10 protein-coding genes are annotated in these 20472 nt (G+C 50.4%); 8 read left to right on the top strand and 2 right to left on the bottom strand.

Annotated features, from left to right (window positions below):
• Nucleotides 1-16: 16 nt before the first annotated feature.
• Nucleotides 17-328, bottom strand: coding sequence for a toxin-antitoxin system YwqK family antitoxin (locus GmarT_RS09000; protein ID WP_002644721.1), 312 nt, complete (start codon nucleotides 326-328; stop codon nucleotides 17-19).
• Between the two features lie 319 nt (nucleotides 329-647).
• Between GmarT_RS09000 and GmarT_RS08995 the strand changes: the two genes are divergently transcribed.
• The 5 genes from GmarT_RS08995 (at nucleotide 648) to GmarT_RS08975 (ending at nucleotide 7776) form a co-directional block, all read left to right on the top strand.
• Nucleotides 648-1211 (top strand): RNA polymerase sigma factor, encoded by a 564-nt coding sequence (locus GmarT_RS08995; protein WP_149302560.1) that lies wholly within the window; start codon nucleotides 648-650, stop codon nucleotides 1209-1211.
• Between the two features lie 110 nt (nucleotides 1212-1321).
• Nucleotides 1322-5452 carry a protein kinase domain-containing protein gene (locus GmarT_RS08990; protein WP_002644723.1) on the top strand — a complete coding sequence of 1377 codons (4131 nt, stop codon included), beginning with the start codon at nucleotides 1322-1324 and terminating at the stop codon, nucleotides 5450-5452.
• A gap of 200 nt (nucleotides 5453-5652) precedes the next feature.
• Complete coding sequence (locus GmarT_RS08985) at nucleotides 5653-6024, top strand: STAS domain-containing protein (protein WP_002644724.1); 372 nt, start codon at nucleotides 5653-5655, stop codon at nucleotides 6022-6024.
• Between the two features lie 214 nt (nucleotides 6025-6238).
• Nucleotides 6239-7174 carry an SMP-30/gluconolactonase/LRE family protein gene (locus GmarT_RS08980; RefSeq protein ID WP_002644725.1) on the top strand — a complete coding sequence of 312 codons (936 nt, stop codon included), beginning with the start codon at nucleotides 6239-6241 and terminating at the stop codon, nucleotides 7172-7174.
• 128 nt (nucleotides 7175-7302) lie between these two features.
• Nucleotides 7303-7776, top strand: coding sequence for a HEAT repeat domain-containing protein (locus tag GmarT_RS08975; RefSeq protein ID WP_002644726.1), 474 nt, complete (start codon nucleotides 7303-7305; stop codon nucleotides 7774-7776).
• Between the two features lie 62 nt (nucleotides 7777-7838).
• Here GmarT_RS08975 and GmarT_RS08970 read toward each other — a convergent pair whose 3' ends face one another.
• Entirely contained in the window at nucleotides 7839-9089 is a 1251-nt protein-coding gene (locus GmarT_RS08970; RefSeq protein WP_002644727.1) for a mandelate racemase/muconate lactonizing enzyme family protein, read from the bottom strand.
• Nucleotides 9090-9481: 392 nt separating this feature from the next.
• Between GmarT_RS08970 and GmarT_RS08965 the strand changes: the two genes are divergently transcribed.
• From GmarT_RS08965 to GmarT_RS08955, 3 genes are all read left to right on the top strand, one after another.
• The gene (locus GmarT_RS08965; RefSeq protein ID WP_002644728.1) at nucleotides 9482-10837 is read left to right on the top strand and encodes a DUF1501 domain-containing protein; all 1356 of its coding nucleotides are present in this window, start codon (nucleotides 9482-9484) and stop codon (nucleotides 10835-10837) included.
• Between the two features lie 320 nt (nucleotides 10838-11157).
• Complete coding sequence (locus GmarT_RS08960) at nucleotides 11158-12519, top strand: hypothetical protein (RefSeq protein ID WP_002644729.1); 1362 nt, start codon at nucleotides 11158-11160, stop codon at nucleotides 12517-12519.
• A 555-nt stretch (nucleotides 12520-13074) separates the two neighbouring features.
• Entirely contained in the window at nucleotides 13075-20436 is a 7362-nt protein-coding gene (locus GmarT_RS08955) for a PAS domain S-box protein (RefSeq protein ID WP_002644730.1), read from the top strand.
• Nucleotides 20437-20472 lie beyond the last annotated feature (36 nt).

The raw sequence follows: 20472 nt of genomic DNA, 5'->3' as shown, positions 1-20472 counted from the left end.
GGCGAAACGCCGCCTCTTATCGGGAATTGGTCTGAACCAGACTATAGTTTTCATCCTCACGCAATTCATACAGCAATTTACCACAGGAATCGTATTTGATTAGATAGATGCACTCGCCATGATCATATTCTCCTTTATCCAGCAGATTTCCTGCTTCGTCGTGCACTGTATATCGACCATGCAGTCTGCCCCTTTCATCATGCGCACATTTTGTGACATTACCTGAAACCTGATTCACATGGGTTACCACGGGATAACTTTCCAATGAGGGAATGACCGCGATGGAAATGACGAGAAGCAACAACAAGAATAACACATTGGTTCGCATTTGATTTCCCCTGATCTCCCCTGCTGAGCCCCGTACCTGCAAAATTTAAATATGTTCTTGCACTTACACTCATATATAGGTAGAAATGTATATTAAACGACACTTATAACCACCCCTGCATATGCCCCCGCATACCCTGCATATGCCCCCGCATAAACACGAGGACAGATTTCTCGTGATACTTCACCCTCCTGTTCAAATTGATTTAAGAATTGTCTACATGGAATAGGTGTTATTCCGAACAACCAGTGTGACAGCAAAATTGTTTCCTCAGCTTTTTTTTGAAAATAAACTTCATTTAGAAGACAATAAACTCGCCATGAATTTAGAGACAATCTCGACCACACTGATCCAGCGTGCCTCAGAAGGAGATCCGGCAGCTTCGAACAGGCTGATGGAGCTCTCGGCCTGGCTGTTACTCCGAATGACGAGCCGCATCATTGCGAACAAGGAGGACGCCGAAGACGTTGTTCAGGAAGCATTAACCGCAGTATTTGAAATCATGTCCAAAGAAAATCTTCGACTGAAATATGGACGCCACAGCTACATCAGGCTCCTGAAAACATGCCTGCGGAATGTCTCCTCTAATCGCTTTCGCAAAAAACAGGTCATTGCCACCGGGGGCACAGATAACCTGAATCACATCCACAATCTGATTGACGACAGCATCGAAACGGTAGAAGAAAAAAGAGATATCGCCGAAGGCGTGATTGAATTTGCCGGATTGACAGATAAGGAAAAACAGGTTTTGAGATTGTTTTTCCTGTCCGGTATGACCACCAGAGAAATCGCGGAAGAATTACAGACGACTACTGCCAATATTCGGCAAATCCAGTCCCGCGCCCTCCGAAAAATTAGAGACCTGTTAGGGGAAGACTTATAAAGTTTATTTTTCCGGGATATTTTCTGTCACATTTTCCCTCGGAACCAACACATAAAAGATGAGAACGCGTTGGTGCTATCAAACTTTTAATGTACTGAGGACACACTTTTGTGGTTGACTCAACCTCTTCTTCCTGCCCGAATCTTTTGGAGATCTCAGATTACAGCCTGGGCAAACTCGACTACACACAGATTGAAACTCTGTCCGGACATTTTGATATCTGTCCTCTCTGTCGTGAGAAACTGGAACGACTGGACGACGAACCCGACGAACTGATCAACCGCCTCAGAGTGCCTCCCCTCTCCATTGCCCAGATCTCGCTCGAATACGAGATTGGATCCGGAGGCATGGGCCGTGTTTTCAAAGGCTACGACACAAAGCTGATTCGTCCCGTTGCAGTGAAACTCATCAATACGGAACGGCAAAAGGAATGGAAAGACCTGGCCGAGCGATTTGAACGGGAAGTGCAAATGCTCGCGCGGGTGGAATCCCCTTATGTTGTAAAAGCGCTCTTTGCAGGTGAAGAAAACGGCTTCACCTATTTTGTACAGGAGTACGTGAACGGCAAAAACCTGAAGGAAAGAATGGATGAACTGGGTTTTTCCCTGCCCTCGCTTGCCTCGGCCACCATTGTGTATCAAGTCGCCTCCGGCCTGACTGCTGTACACAAACTGGGGATCGTGCATCGAGATATCCACCCCGGAAATCTCCTGCTCAATAACCGGGGATTCGTGCAGATTGCCGACTTCGGACTGGCTTTTGAAGAAGGCCGATCGGATGGTTCGGAACTGACTGCGATGCGACAGGGCTTCGGACAGGTTAAGTATGTGGCCCCGGAACAATGGAATTCCGCGCGCAATGCCACCACAAGCTCGGACATCTACTCCCTGGGTTGCGTCTGGTTCTTTCTGATCACGGGTCTCCCCCTCAATCGGGACCCGAAAACACTTGAAATCATTCATCCCTCCAGCCAGTTCCAGATGGTCGGTCGGGCAGATCGAAAACTGTTGACGTCCATGCTGCATGTGGACCCTCAGCAGAGGCCAACGGCAGAACAAGTCGTCGCGGCATTACAGAGCCGGGTGGGGGCTGGCAATTCGGTTGAAGTCATCCTGAAAAAACAACTCGATCAAACTCACACAAAATGGAACCGTGCTGCTTTCATTTCATGCATCACTCTGATCGCGTTATGTTCTCTCCTGTATCTGGTGTACTCTCCTGCCGAGAATCATATCTCACGGGATGTCAGTCCTGCTAACCCTGTGGTTCCGCCAGTCCCTCCGGAGTTGCCTCCTGAGAACCAGGAACAGTTTGCACTCAGGTTTGATGGTATTGACGATTTTGTGGAAACGCCATTCGTATATGGCAGCGGCGCCCCCATTACGTTCGAAGCCTGGATCACCCCCGACTGTGAAGAACGACCTCGGTCGATGGAGATCATCTCGAACGCGGAGACAGCGGGCATTATCGTCAGGCTGAAAGACGGTACCCGGCCTGAATTCCTGTTTCACGAAGGAACCAGCTACGCCGCCCACACTCGATCAGAACAGATCGGCTGCGGAAAGCTGGTCCATCTCGCTGCCGTCTACGACGGGATCAGTGTGGGCATGTACGTCGATGGCAAGAAACAGGGACTGAGTTTCCCCGTCAGACGCTTGCATCGACATTCCCCCATTCCCATTCACCTTGGTGCCAATCCCGACCCGGCCCTCATAGGACGTCCTGTTGCAGAAAAAAAAGCCTGTTTTGCCGGTTTAATGCACCAGTGTCGCTTCTCACGAGGAGTCATCTACCAGGATGATTTTTCTCCTGAGAAGCTGCTTTCCACTTCAGATTCCACGATCCTGCTGTATCACTTGAATGCGGATTCCGGAGAGATCGTGAAAGACCAAAGTGGAAACGGTTATGATGGAAAGATCATCGGTGCAACCTGGGAAAAATACGACCCCCTGAATGTTCCTGAGAAAACGGAACAATATAAGTGGCCGGCCAATACTCCAGATCCCATTAGCGTCAATGACAGCCCTGATCGTATCAGCCAGTTGCAACAGGCCTGGGCCGAACATTTGAAACTCCCTGCAGAGGTCACTATCCCATTGGGACAAAACATCAGTATCGCTCTGGTGTTGATTCCTCCCGGTGAATTTATGCTGGGATCCCTGGAAGAAACGCTGGCGAAAACTGATGGCCCAACGCAGCAGGATGAGACCAAACCTCGCAGGTTATCTGCGGATCTACTTCAGCGGTTGGCCCGGATTACACACCCCTTCTATCTCAGCAAGACCGAAATTTCACGGAAACAGTTCCGGCAGTTTGTCAAGCAAACCAGTTATAAAACAGACGCGGAGCTCGACGGTGCTGGTGGTTCTGGGTTTAATTCATCAGAAACGAATCCCCAGATTACCTGGGCCAGTGACCTCGATGGTGCACTCAGTGAAGACCATCCCGCAGTGAACCTGAGCTGGTATGATGCCAGCAACTTCTGCGGCTGGTTAACCCGAAACCAGTCTCAGTTTGTGTTCAAACTTCCTCGAGAAGCACAATGGGAATATGCCTGCCGTGCAGGGACGACTTCAAAATGGTTTGCTTCAGAGGAATCAGAGTTATCAAAGGTTGCCTGGTTTCAATCAACAACGACTCATCCCTGCGGACAGCTGCAAGCCAATGCCCTGGGTCTCTATGATATGCATGGAAATGTGGCTGAATGGTGTCAGGACTATTTCTCAGACAAGAACAGTTTCTCCAGTGCGGTCAATAATCCTTCTGGCCCCAGTTCGGGTACGCATCGAATTGCACGAGGCGGTTCCGCAGTTCGGGATGCGCTCAATTGTCGATCTGCATCCCGTGAAGGTCTCAGATCTAATTCACGTGATGCTCTGACCGGATTTCGCGTTGCCGCCACGGTCAATTCCGTGTCAGAGAACCTCGAAAAAAGAGATCCGTTTTCTTTGCATTTCAATGGTATCGATGACTATGCCGAAGTCGATTACGATTATCGAAAAGCGTCTGAACCTCTGACAATTGAATGCTGGGTCGATATTCCCGAAGTGACAATCAAAGACCAGTTTGCCTCTTCTGTTATTTTTGATCTCCATTCCCACTTACGAGTATTTTATTGTGTACTACGCAATCACCGCATCCATATGTATTATCACGAAGGTGAATGGATCTGGCATGCCTTCTCTGCCGATATTTCTCCCGGAAGACATCACATTGCAGGCGTGTTTGATGGGACCAGTCTCAATGCATTCGTCGATGGCAGCGTTCCCGCAAAAGTGACAAAGAACCGGGCAAATCGTTTAGCAAGGTTTTTAAGATCAACCTTTCGAATCGGTTCCGGATCGACTTATGAAAATTCGCAACACCGTGGTTTTAAAGGCAATATTTCACAATTACGGATCAGCGAACATACTGTTTATAACGATGAATTTCAGCCTCCACCGCTGCTCACCAGACACGAGTCTACAGTCGCCTTATACCGTTTTGAAGAAGGAAAAGGCAAAATCCTGCACGATCTCAGCGGGATGTATAATCATGCCAGAATCACCGGCGCGGAATGGTCCGTTGCTCTGCAACCGGACAAAGAACTTCTGAACCGAGGGGTGCAGCTTGACGGCGACGACTGGATCGAAACAAAATTCCCGGATCCTTCCGCGGAACAATTCACCATTGAAGCCTGGGTCACCCCCGAAACAAACAGGAAACTTGCGCATCAGCTTCTGTTTCAGCTGGGCTCACTCAGCCTGAAATATCATGTCAATAACGGCGAATACTGGACCTGGTCCCTGCTGGATCCGCAGTCCCAGGAAATCCCGGTCTCCACGGTCTCCAGCAAGGATGTGGCCCTGAATCATCCGGTCCATATCGCCTGTCAGTGGAACGGGACCATCTGGAAGATGTTTTTAAATGGGCTCCCTTGCCGCACCCTTCCCATGCGGGCAACACAGAAGGAACATCTGGCAGAGATCATCAGCGCAAGCCTGAAACAAAATCTATTCATCGGAGGCTTCCCTGCTACTGAAAAAACTCGATCACATTGCTTCGAAGGAAAAATTCATGCTTTAAAAGTCTCCCGGATCGGACGCTACCAGCAGTCTTTTACACCACTCGCTGATTTTTCAGTGGATGAAAACACGCTTCTTTTCTACCACTTTGATGAAAAGTCAGGAGAATCAGCGCAAGACTCATCCGGCAATGAAGCACATGGAACTTTACATGGCGCAAACTGGCTCAGCAAATGATCGTTAACCCGCAAAAGAGTTTGGTTACACATTTTTCAGACCATTTTTCCTGAACGGCTTTTTCGCGAAATGAATCGTTTCTAAACAGTAGAACGAGTAGACAGAATCATTTCAAATATATAGAACGCATAAATTCATATTCAAATTCGTGACATTTTAATTTTCACTCTTCTTGAGACGTTTTCCGTCTGGATTCATTTATGGTTGATCAACTGGAAATTTTTAAAGTGGAACTGTGTGGTCCCAACCTGATTGTCATTCCTCAGGGATCTACACTTCATTTTTTGTACAGCAACGTTCAGATCGAGTCCAACAAAGTATTAAAACTCTTCAGCACACCCGAGTTGAAGAATGTAATTATTGATCTTTTCAAAGTCGACCATCTGGATTCCATCATTATCAGCTCAATCATTCGTCTGCTGCAACAGGCAAAGCAGACCGGCGGACAGGCCGTATTCTGCAATGCCTGTGAGAACATACAGAACCTGCTCCAGTGCATCAAAGTGGGAACCTATTGGCCTCTCTTCGAGACTCGCGAAGCAGCGATTCAAGCCATTGCTGCTTCCTCTTAAAACAGCGGACAGACACACTTCATCGCCTCAGTATCATCCAAGGCTGACACTTTTCCTGTTCGATGATTCCTGACGGCTGTCAACGCTCCTCAGAAAATATACGATTTTTCGCAGCATGCATTCTGACCCTTCCCTGTTAAATAAAATGCGGGTACCTTGGTGATCAACAGGATCATTGTGATCCCCAGGCCATTAACAACAGGAGTGACGACTGATGAAAGTGTTCTTTGTTTTAACTCTCACCGCGATGTCTCTGATAACCAACATCGCTCTCGCACAGAAATCTTCGGCGAAACCGTTTCAGGCGGGAAAACCACTGGGCGCCGTCAATGAAGCCGGGAAATTCGTCCCCCTCTCTGACAACGTCAAAGTCTATGGCAGTTTCCGTTTTGCTGAAAGCTGTGTTTACGATGCGACCCGCGACCTGATTGTCGTCATGAACGCCGGCGTGCCGCAAACCCAGGATGAGAATGACGGCTACGTCTCACTGTTGAACCCGGACGGATCGGTTCACACCACGAAATGGATTGGTGCGACGCGCGACGGGTTAACGCTCAACCATCCGCTCGGCAGCGCGATTCATAACGGGACCCTGTATACCGCTGACATCGACGTGGTACGCACGTTCGATCTCGCAACCGGCAAACCGGGCAAAGCCTACCCGGTAGAAGGTTCCACGTTTCTGAACGGAATCGCCGTCAACAAGGAAGGCACGATCTTTGTTTCCAATTCGCGTCCCGAGTTCCGCGTCTATAAAATCACCGCTGACGGCAAAGTTTCGCTCTTTGTGGATGGAGATCCGCTCAACATCCCTAACGGCGTCGCCATTGATCCAGACGGAAATGTTGTCGTCGTCAACGTCGGAAACAATGACGTGATGACATTCGATCCTGCCAACGGAAAACTGATCCGCACCGAACATGCCGCCGAAGGGGGCAACGACGGACTGGTGATTCTCCCCGATGGGACGAAGTATGTCAGCAGTGTCCGTTTCGGAAGCGTTTCCAAAATCAGCCCCGGGAAACCCGCCGAGGTCATCGCCTCGGGGATCCCCAGTGCCGCGTCGATGGGATACGATTCGAAACACAAGCAGTTGATCATTCCCATGAACAACAACAACGCCGTGGCATTTCTCAAACTGGAAGATTAAAGCATCCACAATCCGCGGTTTCAAAACATTGATGTCAGGTCTATTTATTAATGGACCTGGCATCTTTATCGCATAGGACAATTGGTCACTGATTTGACAAATAGTTTTTTTAAGACTTGATTGAAACGATGCCCATTCCTGCCTGGTCCCTTGAATCTCTGATCTCAACGCTCTTTACCGGAGAGAAACTTCCAGGTGAAAACAGTGACAATCCCCCCTGGCCCTCTAGTTTTGAAGACGAATATCGGCGGATTACGGCTGCGAATTGCCTGGAGAAAGATTTTGGGCATCTCAAAGAAGCCGTTGATGCCCTGCAGCGGTTTGCAGAAGCAGGTGATGTGCCGGAAGCCCGCATGCGTTGTGTAGCTCTATTGGGCTTACGAAGAACGATCAAACCATTGATTGAACAACTGCTGAAGGATGTGGAACCAGAGCTTCGACTGTATGCCATCGAGTATCTGCTGGTACACGAACCGGAACGGTTTCCAGAACTGGAGGAAAAGTTCAGCGACGAGGAGGATTGGGAAATTCAGGAAACACTCGAGCTCTTTCGCAATGGTGAGCCTATCCCTCTCTTTTACTACGACATGCCGAAACAGTAGTCTCCCTGTTCCCGATCAGTGAATCAATTTGTTTTCAGGATTCAATTTTACCAGGCACAGTCTTAAATCGCATACCGCTTGACGATCGCTTCATCCACCTCAATACCGAGCCCGGGACGGGTGGGGACGTCTACAAAACCATCCTTTAACTGGAATGGTTCTTTGACGATCTCAGTCCGCCAGGGATTCTCCGACTGATCCAGTTCCAGCATGGGGGTATCGGTAGGAAAGCCCCAGTGCGGATCAGGCATCAGCGACAGAGTCTGCACGGTGGCCGCGATGAGAATGGCTCCTCCCCAGCAATGTGGAATACAACGGATTCCTGACAGTGCCGCCATTTCAGAGATAAACAGGGTTTCGCCGATCCCGCCGCACAGACTGACGTCCGGCTGGATGATGTGCATGCACTGCCGGTCGATCAGTTCTTTAGCGCTGCCCCGCGAATCAACGCCTTCACCGGCCGCCAGAGGCAGAGGGAGCTTGCGTCTCAGTTCTTCGTAACCGGCATAGTGGGGAGATTGCGGCAGGGGCTCTTCAAAATATTCAAAATTCAGATCGTGCAGTACCTCTCCCATCTGCAGAGCCGACGAAAGCGTATAAGCGGCGTTTCCGTCCGCCATTAATTTGATATCAAGCCCGACTGCTTCACGAACTGCAGCAGCGACCGCCGCCTCGCGAAACACCGGATAACGACCGATTCGCATCTTCAAAGCCTTGAACCCCTGCTTTACCAGCTGTTCTGCTTCGCGGGGATACTGTTCTTCCGGCTGTTCATTTTCCACATAATTCATCGCCGAGGCATACGCGGGAACGCGATCGCGAAGTCTTCCGCCAAACAATTCAGCTACCGACAGATTCAATGCATGTCCGCGGATATCGTTGATGGCCATATCCAGCGCGGCCACCGCCAGCGCATTGCCGAAATTCGGTCCCCACATCATCCGCCACAATTTTCGTTGCTCCAGCGGACTCTGACCGATCAGCCGTGGTCCGATTTGATCGTCGATCGTTCCGCGGGCACCTCCGACCGGAGCCGTTTCCCCCCAGCCGGTCAGACCAGCGTCAGTCTCAATCTTAACTAACAGCGTCTTTCTGAACTGATCCAGAGGAACCGAGACCGAAACACCGAACGGGCGTTTCAGTTTATGTTGCAGAAGATAGGTTTTGACGCCGGTAATCTTCAGTTTCAGCGGGTCAACCTGCTGTTCCGGTTCAGCAGCTCGCAAGACAGCTGGCCCCCCGGCCAGACAACCGGCCGCCAGCAGCGCCCCCTTCTGCAGCAACTCCCGTCGATTCGTATGCGTCACGGACATCACAAAACTCCTTATTAGCTGACCCTCATAATATCTGGCTGACAGTGATATCTACCGACGTCGACTGTAACCAGCGGGCATGCATCTGGAAGCGATCAGATGCGGATTAAGAATGAAAGCTATTCTAACAAAGGCACACCGCCGTAAGCCAGCACCGTATGAATTTCATTGCAGAGAAGATTAAAGGTGTCGGGTCCATTAAGTATTAGATCTGACATACTCTGTCTCTGTAAAAACGTCGTGTTTGACAACATCATGATGTGATGAGACTAAACTCTTCTGAACCAACTCATCAAAAAGTGTTGATAATTCCGATCATAGTCTTTATCTTGAATAAACCATGGTTGAAATGATATTTCCTCGGAACGACCTTCCTCCAGGACGCCTGCCTTATGCTGACCATTGAGAGTGGCAAACAACATCGTTTTTGTGACGGCATCTCCCGGCGGAACTTCCTGCAGATCGGTTCTCTGGCAATGGGAGGCCTTTCGCTGCCGCAGATTCTGCGGGCACAGGACCTCGCCGGTAAACGGGACTCTCATAAAGCGGTCATCATGATCTTTCTGTCTGGCGGACCTCCACACCAGGACTGGTTTGATCTCAAACCGGAAGCCCCGGCCGAAATTCGTGGCCCGCGAATCCCCATCGCTACCAATGTTCCAGGTATCGAAGTTTGCGAATTGATGCCCCGGTTGTCGAAGACGGCCGACCAGTTTTCCTTTATTCGTTCCATAGTGGGTGCCGAGGGACGACACGCTTCGTTCCAGTGTATGACAGGGAGAAAAACCAGCCGTCAACCGCAGGGAGGCTGGCCATCGCTGGGCTCAACTGTATCGAAGCTTCAGGGAGGAACCGCCCCGGCAGTCCCACCCTTTGTCGGATTATCGCCGAAGATGCGACATTACCCCTGGGCGGATGCAGGGCAACCTGGGTTTCTGGGGGTCGCTCATGCTCCCTTCAAGCCGAGCGCGGAAGGCAAACAGGATATGATCTTGAACGCGGTGAATGCGGAGCGCCTGGATGATCGCAAATCGTTGTTAGCCTCACTCGATAATATGCGTCGCCAGGCCGAAGTGATTGAGGACATGCAGGGCATTGATGCATACACAAAGCAGGCGTTTGGCATATTGACTTCGAGCAAACTGGCCCAGGCACTGGACCTTTCAAAGGAAGATCCGAAATTGCGCGACCGTTATGGTCGTGGCTCAACCAAACCAGCGGGTTACGGCGACGCGGGACCTTTACTGAACGATTATTTTCTGATGGCCCGACGTCTTGTTGAAGCAGGCGTACGTTGCGTCACGCTGGCCTATGGTCGCTGGGACTGGCATGGCAGACCGCACGGTACCATCTTTGAGCACGAAGAAGAACATTTCCCGATGCTCGACCAGGGACTGACCGCCCTGATGGAGGACCTGCAGAACCGGGGAATGGACAAAGACGTTTCGATCATCGTGTGGGGAGAATTCGGCCGTACGCCACGGATCAGCCCCAAAGTCGGTCGAGATCATTGGCCGAAAGTTTCCTGCGCCATGCTGGCGGGGGGCGGAATGCAGACCGGACAGGTTATTGGTTCCACAAACCGTTTCGCCGAACATGTTGAGAGCCGTCCCGTCGGTTTCAATGAAGTCTTTGCCACCCTGTATCACAACCTGGGAATTGACGTGAATTCAGCAACGGTGACCGATCTGTCCGGACGCCCCATGTATCTTGTCGACCAGGCACAACCAATTCGGGAGTTGATCTGATTGCATCACCATGAACCATAGCGTCTCTCGAACTGATCTACCCGCTCCAGATCCCCCTGAAAACACTACAATAAAACGGGACACAGTTGAGACAGTTCCCGTTTTCTCAATTATGAGCCCTTATTGAAGATTGGAACGGGCATTCTGTAAGGCTATTACTTTATAATATTCACGGAGAGGACTGGAGTGATCTATCCATCATCGAAGTTCACTCTCAGTTGTCCGACTTCAGACCTTCTGCGCCGAAAACGATTACCATCCCCTGCCCCAGTTGACGATTAATTCAAACCCTGCCTTTATCATGAAATGAATCTTGAATCATGCACCTGATATATCGAAATCTTTGTGTTACCCTGCTCCTGTCCACCTGTCTGGCTTATCTCACTCCTGACGCAGAAGGCCAGTCTGCTGCGAAATCAAACCTGCGAGCGGGCGTAGCCAAAGTTGACATCACCCCTGCAGAAGTGAATGAGTTAGAAGTCGTCGGGCACCGCCGCAAAGTCACCGGCGTGCGTGATCCCCTGCGGGCAGGAGTGCTCGTATTGGATGACGGTCAGACCAAAGCAGCCATCGTCACCCTGGACCTGATCGGCGCGTATACAGAGATTGTAAAGCTGGCCCGAGCTCAGATTGAAAAAGAAACGGGCATCCCGGCGGCTAATATCATGGTTGCTGCCTCACACAATCACTCCGGGCCCGGCTTTGATGCCAATTCCGCCTGGGGAAAAGAATTGATCACAAAACTCGGCGCAGCCGCAAAACAGGCGGCATCGAAAATGACTCCCGTGACGGTCGGCTACGGTGAAGACAAGATCGGGTTCAGCATCAATCGTCGCAAGGTTATCAATGGCCGGGCGGTGGTACGACTTAACGAAGACGGACCCAATGATCCCCGCGTGAAAGTTCTGCGTTTCGACGACGGAAAATCACTGACACCTGTCGCAGTCCTCATGCATGCCGTCTGTCATCCCTGTTTTTTCACCTGGGGCGATAAAGGCTCGATGCCGTACCCCAACGGTTTCCCGAAGATGAGTGCCGACTTTCCCGGTGAAGCCCAGTCGTTTGTAGAGATGTGCTACGGAGATCAGACCAGTTCATTGTTTCTGCAGGGCTGCGCGGGTGATATTCGCCCGAATCTGCCCGGTTATCCGTACCGCTGTGCAGATGAAGCCGATATTCAGTGGGCCGGACGGGATCTGGGCAGCGCAGTCGTGCGCACCCTCGCTCAGAGCATGACCCGGGAACAGCTTGCCACGCGAGCCGAATACTATCCGATCCGTGTCGCGAACTCAGTCATCTCGTTACCCGGCAAGGAAGGGCGCATTGAAGCGGAACTGCAGGCCATGAAGATCGGCCCCTACCTGCTGCTGACCATGCCGGGCGAACCGATGGTTGAATACGGTTTGAAACTGGAGAACGACATCGCAGACCGCGCCACTCCCATTATTGTAGGCTATGCCAACGGACATGTCGGCTACATCGCGACCACCGATTCCTATAGTGTCGGCGGCTACGAACCGAACACCTCGAAACTGCTACCGGAAGCAGAACCGATTATTCTTACTGAGTTGAGTCTGCTCGCGGACCGTGTCATCGGCGATGTATTCGAATCGTTCTCCAAACACCCCAAAGACATCAAAAAAAGAGAGCAGGCAGAAAAATCCCGCGCCGGGAAAGAGTAACAGCTCCACCTTGCATACAAATCGCATTTCACAGCTCAGTCCGACAATATGTCTGACTGGACCTGTTTCCCGACAGTTTTTCTTGCAGATGTTACAGCCTGTTTCTTATTATTCCCGGGCTGTCTGACATCAACTCCTCTTGTTTTTCTGTTCTGCCAGACCGGTCATTGATATTGGATCCGGAATTGAAAGCGGATTCAATTGCATCGTAGTAATCCTCACATTCTGAATCTCAATCAAAACATATCTGAAGTCGCTACGTTAATTTTTGACAGTGGTCATTTTCGCTGTTTTTGTGAACGGCTTTTGTTATGATTATTTGTCGGAACCGAGTGACCACGTCACGCGGGTTGAAATAATCTGACTATATTTACAGAATTGCCGAGATGCAGACCAGACGGCGCAGCATCAGTGCTCGGATCATAATTCGCTGAATCAGTCAGTGAAACCTACCTCTAACTCAGAGGAACGCAGGGCGGGTCCGAAACGATTCATCAATTCATGCTGCTTCCCTGCCGCACATGTGGCTGAAAATTACTGACCCAAAGGCTTTTAATGAAACAGAATCGTCAACAAAGCAACAATCAACCGATTATTGTTGGCGTAGGCTCCTCTGCCGGTGGGCTGGAAGCTTTTGGAATATTACTTGAGTCACTCCAGGATGCGACAGGACTGGCATTGGTCTACATTCAGCATCTGGATCCTGCCAGCAAAGCCGTTCTGCTGGAACTCCTGACGAAATACACGTCACTGGAATTGACCGAGTTGGGTGATCGCACGAAATTGATCAGCGGAAAGATCTATGTCTGCCCACCTCAAGGACTGCTGGAAATCAGGAACGGCGTTGTCACTCTGGCAGATACTGAAACAGATCCACATCCATCACATGCGATCGATCATTTTTTTCATTCGCTTGCTGAAGATCAAGGTGAGCGAGCTGTGGGAGTGATTCTCTCCGGCGCAGGCAGCGATGGCACACTTGGCCTGAAAGCGATCAGTGACAGCGGTGGATTGACGTTTGCACAAGATTCAAAATCAGCAAAATACGACAGCATGCCGCGGAGTGCCGCCACGACAGGTGTGGCAGACCACGTACTCCCCCCGGGTGACATCGCACGAGAGTTGATCCAATATGCAGAACATCTGCATAAGTTAAATACCTCGGCATCCCTGACTCGTTTTCAGGATCAGATTATCGATGCGATTCCTCAAATCACTGCGATCCTGCAGAAAAAAACCGGACACAATTTCCAGCATTACAAAACGAGTACGCTTTCGCGACGAATACAGCGTCGAATGCAGGTCTTAAAAAAAAGCAACGTTAAAGAATATCTAGGATATCTGCAGGAGAATGAAGAGGAAACGCAGGCATTATTTCGGGAACTGTTGATTGGAGTGACCGAATTTTTTCGCGATCCGCAGGCATTTGACAGTCTGGCCAGTGAGGTACTCCCCCGCCTGTTTGAAAACCGTTCTGCCGACGATTGTGTGCGTATCTGGGTAGCAGGTTGTGCCAACGGCTCAGAGGCTTACACGATCGCCATTCTCTGCCGTGAAGCGATGGATGATTTAAAATCACCACCGCAACTGCAGATTTTTGCCACAGACATCGACGAACGCGCGCTACAGGTGGGGCGTGCAGGCATCTATCCGGTCGGCATTGAGAACCATGTCTCCCCCGAACGACTGAAGCGTTTTTTTATCAGACGGGGAAAACGGTATGAGGTGACCAGGGAAATCCGTGAACTGGTTCTGTTTTCGGTACACAATCTGATCAGTGATCCCCCCTTTTCACGACTGGACCTGATTTCATGCCGCAATCTCCTGATTTACCTGGGACCGCATCTGCAGAAAAAACTCATTCCCCTGTTCCATTATGCGCTGCTTCCCTCTGGTTATCTGTTGCTGGGTCCCAGTGAGAACATCACCACGCACGCTGAGTTGTTTCGCACGCTGGACAGCAAATTTCGTATTTCTCAACGGAAAGGGACCGCAGTGAAATCCGCAGCAACTCTCCCGCTCATGCCAGGGAAGTTGCATTTAAAATCCAGCCAGGAACGGGAACCCGATGAAAAAGTGGATCTGCAAAATTTCAGACAACGAATTCTTCTGGACGAATTTGCCCCCAAATCATGTGTGATTGATGAATCCGGTCAAATCTTGAACGCCGATGCTGACATGGAGAAGTTCCTGACATTGGGAGAGGGTGATTTTCAGAATAATATTGTAAAAATGGCGGCAAAAGGTTTACGGGTGGGCCTGCGTTCCGCTCTTAATGAAGCCATCAAGACGCGACGAAAGGTGCAGCAGCAACACCTGACAATTCGTAAAGGAGACCAGATCCAGGAAGTGATGATCACGGTCCAGCCGATGCCTCGTCTGGGTGAAGATGAGGGCCTGTTTATGGTCGTGTTCCATGATGTAGGCTTGCCTGTCAAAAAAGAGGTCAATGAAGAGTCCCCCAGAGAAACGGTCCCCCATGCGGACGCCATTATCGCACAGTTGGAATACGAGTTGCAGTGCTCTCGTGACGAGCTTGAAAAAACTCTGCAGGATATGGATGTGGCTCATGAAGAATTGAAGTCGACTAACGAAGAACTGTTATCGATGAATGAAGAGCTGCAATCTGCCAACGAAGAACTGGAAACCTCTAAAGAGGAAATTACGGCTGTCAGTAATTCCGTGGCGCGGACCAACAGTGACCTGGAAAACCTGCTGCGCAGTACGCAGATCGCTACTGTTTTTCTTGATGATGAGTTACTGATTCGCAGCTTTACTCCTGCCATCACAGAAATTTACAGCCTCATTCACACTGATATTGGACGTCCACTCGAACGATTTGTTCCTCTGGTCGAAGAAATGCCGCCCCTGCCCGATCCGCGCAAGTTGCAGCAATCTCACCCCATAGAACACACGGTGGTTGCAGATTCAGGGAAAGTCTATATCCGGCGGGTTCTACCCTACCAGTCTTATTCAGGGCAGAACGAAGGGATTGTCGTTACATTCATTGATGTCTCTGAACTGCACAACAGTCAGGAACTGTTTCAGTTACTCATCGATGCCTCATCTCAGATTGTCTGGATGACCGATGCGGCAGGTATCGTCGTCGAAGACTCCCCCAGTTGGCGTGAATTCACCGGTCAAACATACGAGGAATGGAAGGGTACCGGCTGGTTGAACGCGATTCACCCGGATGACCAGCAGGCAACAATCCAGGCATGGCAAACCGCGGTTTCAAATATCGAGACGTTCTCTGTCGAATATCGACTCTGGCATCAGCAGGGCGAATGGCGGTGGATGCATGCCCGAGGGGTACCTCAAAAATTACCGGATGGATCCATTTTACGCTGGATCGGAATGAATACCGATATCACCGAACAAAAAGAAGCACAACGGGTGATACTGGAATCCAGCCGCCAGTTGCAACTGGGTGTGGAAATCGCGAATCTGGGCCTGGCTCGTGTCGACTATGCCAATAACTGCATTACATTGACTCCGGAAGCTGCTGCCATCTACGGTCTGGGATACCAGGAAATTCTGATTACACGGGATGAAATGCTCGACCTCTATCATCCGGAGGATCGACAGGATGCAGCAGACCAGATCCAGGCATGCATTCAGGAATGTGGGGATGGCCGCTGCGATCTTGAACATCGCCTGATCCTGCCTTCGGGGGAAATCCGCTGGATCAGTGCACGCAAGCAAATCTATTTCGACCGTAGTGTCGAGCCGGCTGTGCCCGTCTATGCAACCCTGGTTGCCCAGGACATCACCATCAGCAAGCGGGAAGAATTGAATCTGGCTTTCCTGTCCGACCTGCAGACTCAACTGATTCCCCTGTATAATGTTGACGATCTGATGGAGGTAGCCACAAGAGAGACAGCGAAATATCTTGACTTATTCCGCTGCCTGATCGTGGAATTTGATGCCAATGCGGACTATGCAGATATCCTGTTCGAACATCATGACGATTCACTGCACTCAATTGTGGGTAAGCATCGGGTTCGCGATTTTCATACTGAAAGCGAGAGACAGAAGCTGCTGGCAGGCGAGCAATTCTTCATCTCGGATACGCTGTATCCTGAGCAGGATTCCCGGATCGCAGAAAACTTTCAGTCGATTAACGTCAGAGCATATTGTAACTCAGCCTACATTACGCCGCAGGGGATCAAATTTGTTATTTCTGCGGTGAAGCGTGAAGCATATCAATGGCGGCCTGATGAATTAAAATTGCTGCAGGAGATTACAAACCGGCTCTGCATCCGTATTGAACGGGCCCGCGCAGAAGCGGAACTGGCCGATCGCGAAGCCCATCTGCGACGGGTAATCAATAACCAGCTCGGACTGGTTGGTGTCATTGGCCGTGATGGCAGGCTTCTGGAAGTCGACGATGATTCCATGAAGATTGCCGGTTTAACGCGCGAAGATGTCATCGGTAAACATTTCGCGGAATGTGCCTGGTGGACATACGACGAAGCTGTCTCTCAGAAAATGCGCGAATCGATGCAAAAGGCATTCGCCGGTGAAGTGGTACGCTATGATGTCCCGCTCTTCGCAGCCGGCCTGGGAGGGGCAGAACGAAGACTGATGATTGACTTCATGATGGCCCCCGTATTTAACAAAAATGGAGAGGTCGAATATCTGATCCCATCTGGTGTCGATATCAGCGAGCGTGTGGCTGTCGAAAATCTGCATAAAGAGACAGCTGCCCGCCTGGAGTCCATGTTCAATTCTGCCGTGGACGGCATGATTACCATTAATGCCGCTGGGAACATGGATTCGATTAATCCGGCTGCCCTGGATCTTTTTGGATATGAACTGGAAGAACTACAGGGGCAAAATGTCAATATGTTAATGCCGGACCCCTGGCACAGCGAACATGATTCCTACCTCAATGCTTATCTGAAGACCGGACAGGCAAAAATCATTGGCAGTAAGCGAGAAGTACTCGGGCTGCGTAAAGACGGCAGTACGTTTGCAATGGAACTGGCAGTCAGTGAAGCATATATGCGCGGCGAAATCCTGTTTGTCGGAACGGTGCGTGATATCTCTGAAAGAAAACAGCGCGAACTCAATCTGGCTTTCATTGATGAGCTGCAACTACTGCTCGGAGCTCCCCTGCTGATCGAAGAAATCATGCAGCAGACCTGTGCCAGAATTACAGATTTCCTGGGAGTTTCACGCTGCCTGCTGATTGAATTAGATACCGAAGCAGAGATCGCTGATGTCGTCTATGAAGCTCATGAATCAGGTTTATCCGACATCTCAGGCAGGCATACCATTACCAATTTTCTGGAAGAGCAGGAACAGGAGCCTTTACTGGCAGGTCAGCCGATTCTGATCGGTGATACTCAGAATCATCACAGAATTTCAAAGAGAACAAAAAACTTTGCCGCACTTGACATAGGATCGCTCCTCTTAATTCCATTTGTCAGTGAAAAGCGTCTGAAATTTGTGCTTACCATTTGTAATCAGCAGCCCTGTCAGTGGCAGGCCGTCGTGATTGATCTGTTACAGGAACTCACACCACGCATCTTTGTCCGCCTGGAGCGTGCACGTGCGGAAGCAGCATTACGCGAAAGCGAAGCTCGTTTTCGGGATCTGGCCGACAACATGTCCCAGTTTGCCTGGATGGCAGACGAGAAAGGTTTTATTTTCTGGTATAATCAACGCTGGTTCGAATACACGGGCACAACACTCGAAGAGATGCAGGGCTGGGGCTGGAAGAAGGTGCATCACCCGGAACACGTCGATCGCGTTGTAAAACGGATCCAGCATTCCTGGGATACAGGTGAGACCTGGGAGGATACCTTTCCCATTCGTTCCAAAGAGGGAGAATTCCGCTGGTTCCTTTCCCGCGCCGTACCCATACGCGATGCCTCGGGTAAGATACTAAGGTGGTTTGGGACCAATACAGACATCACCAGTACCCGGGAACAGGAACAGCGGGTCCGCGCCAGTGAAGCCCGATTACGTCTGGCGATGCAGGCAGCAAATTTGTCATTATGGCAATGGGACATCGACAAAGATAAAATCTACTGGTCGCATGACAGTCATGAATTATCAAGTATGGAACCGCGCCAGGCTGTCGGCGGACTACAACATTTCCTGAACCTGGTCCATCGTAACGATCGTGAGGCTGTAGAACATTCTCTTCGCAGTTGCCTGTCCAACGGCAAGCCGTTTCAGGCGGAATTCCGTACCAGAAAATCTGAGAATACCTATGCATGGGTGCTTTCAACCGCTTACCTGACGACTGATTCAACGGATAATTCTACCGTCATGGTGGGTGTGAATCTGGATATTACAGAGCGTAAAAAGTCGGAACTGGAAATCAAACTCAGTGAGGAACGATTACGAAATGCAGCTGAGTCTGCAGGCTTTGGTATGCTGCACATCGACCTGTTGGAGGAAACAACAGCGTTTTCACCTGAAATGAAGCGCATGCTCGGACTTCCTGATAATGCAGAAAATAATCTGAAGTTTGGCGAAGTCCCCGACTGGATTCACCCCAAAGACCGTAGCGCCTATCGGAAGCATCTGCAGGAATCTGCAGCACTCCCGGAAGGTAAGAATCAAAGCCTGGACCACCGCATCATTCGTCCTGATGGAGAGACCCGCTGGGTACGCCTGCATGCCAGACCCGTTTTCACAGGCAAGGGGTCACGACGCAAGGCGACTCAGTTGATCGGCACACTACTCGACATCACCAGCCAGCGACAGTTCGAGCAGTCACTGAAAGAAGCCCGCCAGATGGCAGAGGCAGCCAATGAATCCAAGAGTGCGTTCCTGGCGAATATGAGCCATGAAATCCGTACGCCGATGACCGCTATCATGGGTTATATCGATCTCATCGATGAATTGATCGACCACAAAATCGCGACAGCTTATCTGAGTACGGTGCGTCGCAATGGGGAATTCCTGCTGGATATCATTAACGATATCCTGGACCTTTCCAAGATTGAGGCCGGTAAACTGGATATCATCCGTGAACGATTTTCGCCGCATCAACTTCTGGAAGATGTGTGTTCCATCATGGACGTCCGGGCGGCTGAGAACCGTCTGGAACTGGATATATTTTATTACGGTAAAATCCCGGCAGAGATCGAGTCTGATCCCAAGCGGCTCAAACAGATTCTGATTAATCTGGTCGGAAATGCCATCAAGTTCACGATGAAGGGCAGCGTCAAAATCTTCGTCTCCTGCAACGATCAGCAGTTGCAGTTTATCATCGTTGATACGGGCATTGGTATCACGACTCGCCAGCAGAAACGACTGTTTCGTCCTTTTTCACAGGGAGATCACACGGTCAATCGTGAGTTCGGCGGAACCGGCCTGGGACTGGCAATCAGCCAGCGTCTGGCAAATATGCTGGGTGGAGAAATCTGCGTCGAGAGCGAGAAAGACAAAGGCAGCAAATTCACCGTGACCATTGCCACGGGAGACATCTCAGAGGTGAAGATGATTCAACCTCGGGCCAGTACAGAACCCAGCCAGGAACCGAAAAAAGAAGAAGAGATTGTACTCAACTGTCGTGTCCTGGTGGTGGATGACCGCCGCGAGATTCGATTTCTCAGCAAACGGTTTCTGACACTCGCCGGTGCTAGCGTTGCCGAAGCCGTGGACGGCGAGCAGGCCATTATCGTCGTGACAGAATCCATGCAGGAGAATCAACCATTCGATCTGATTCTGCTCGATATGCAAATGCCTAAACTGGATGGATATGAAACCGCCCGACAACTCCGCAAGCTGGGTTTTACGGCTCCGATAATTGCATTGACCGCCGATGCCATGCAGGGAGATATGAGCCGCTGCATTGAATGCGGCTGCAATGACTATTTAAGTAAACCGATCGACAAAACCCTTTTACTCCAGACGATCAACCGCTACGTCAACTCTGATACGGACCTCGTATAGTTCAGCTCGATTCCTGCTTTCCAATGACGAAAACGT

Source organism: Gimesia maris, from assembly GCF_008298035.1.
Lineage (GTDB): Bacteria > Planctomycetota > Planctomycetia > Planctomycetales > Planctomycetaceae > Gimesia > Gimesia maris.
The sequence above is the reverse complement of the archived record's forward strand: the minus strand, read 5'-3'. Positions and strand labels throughout refer to the sequence as shown.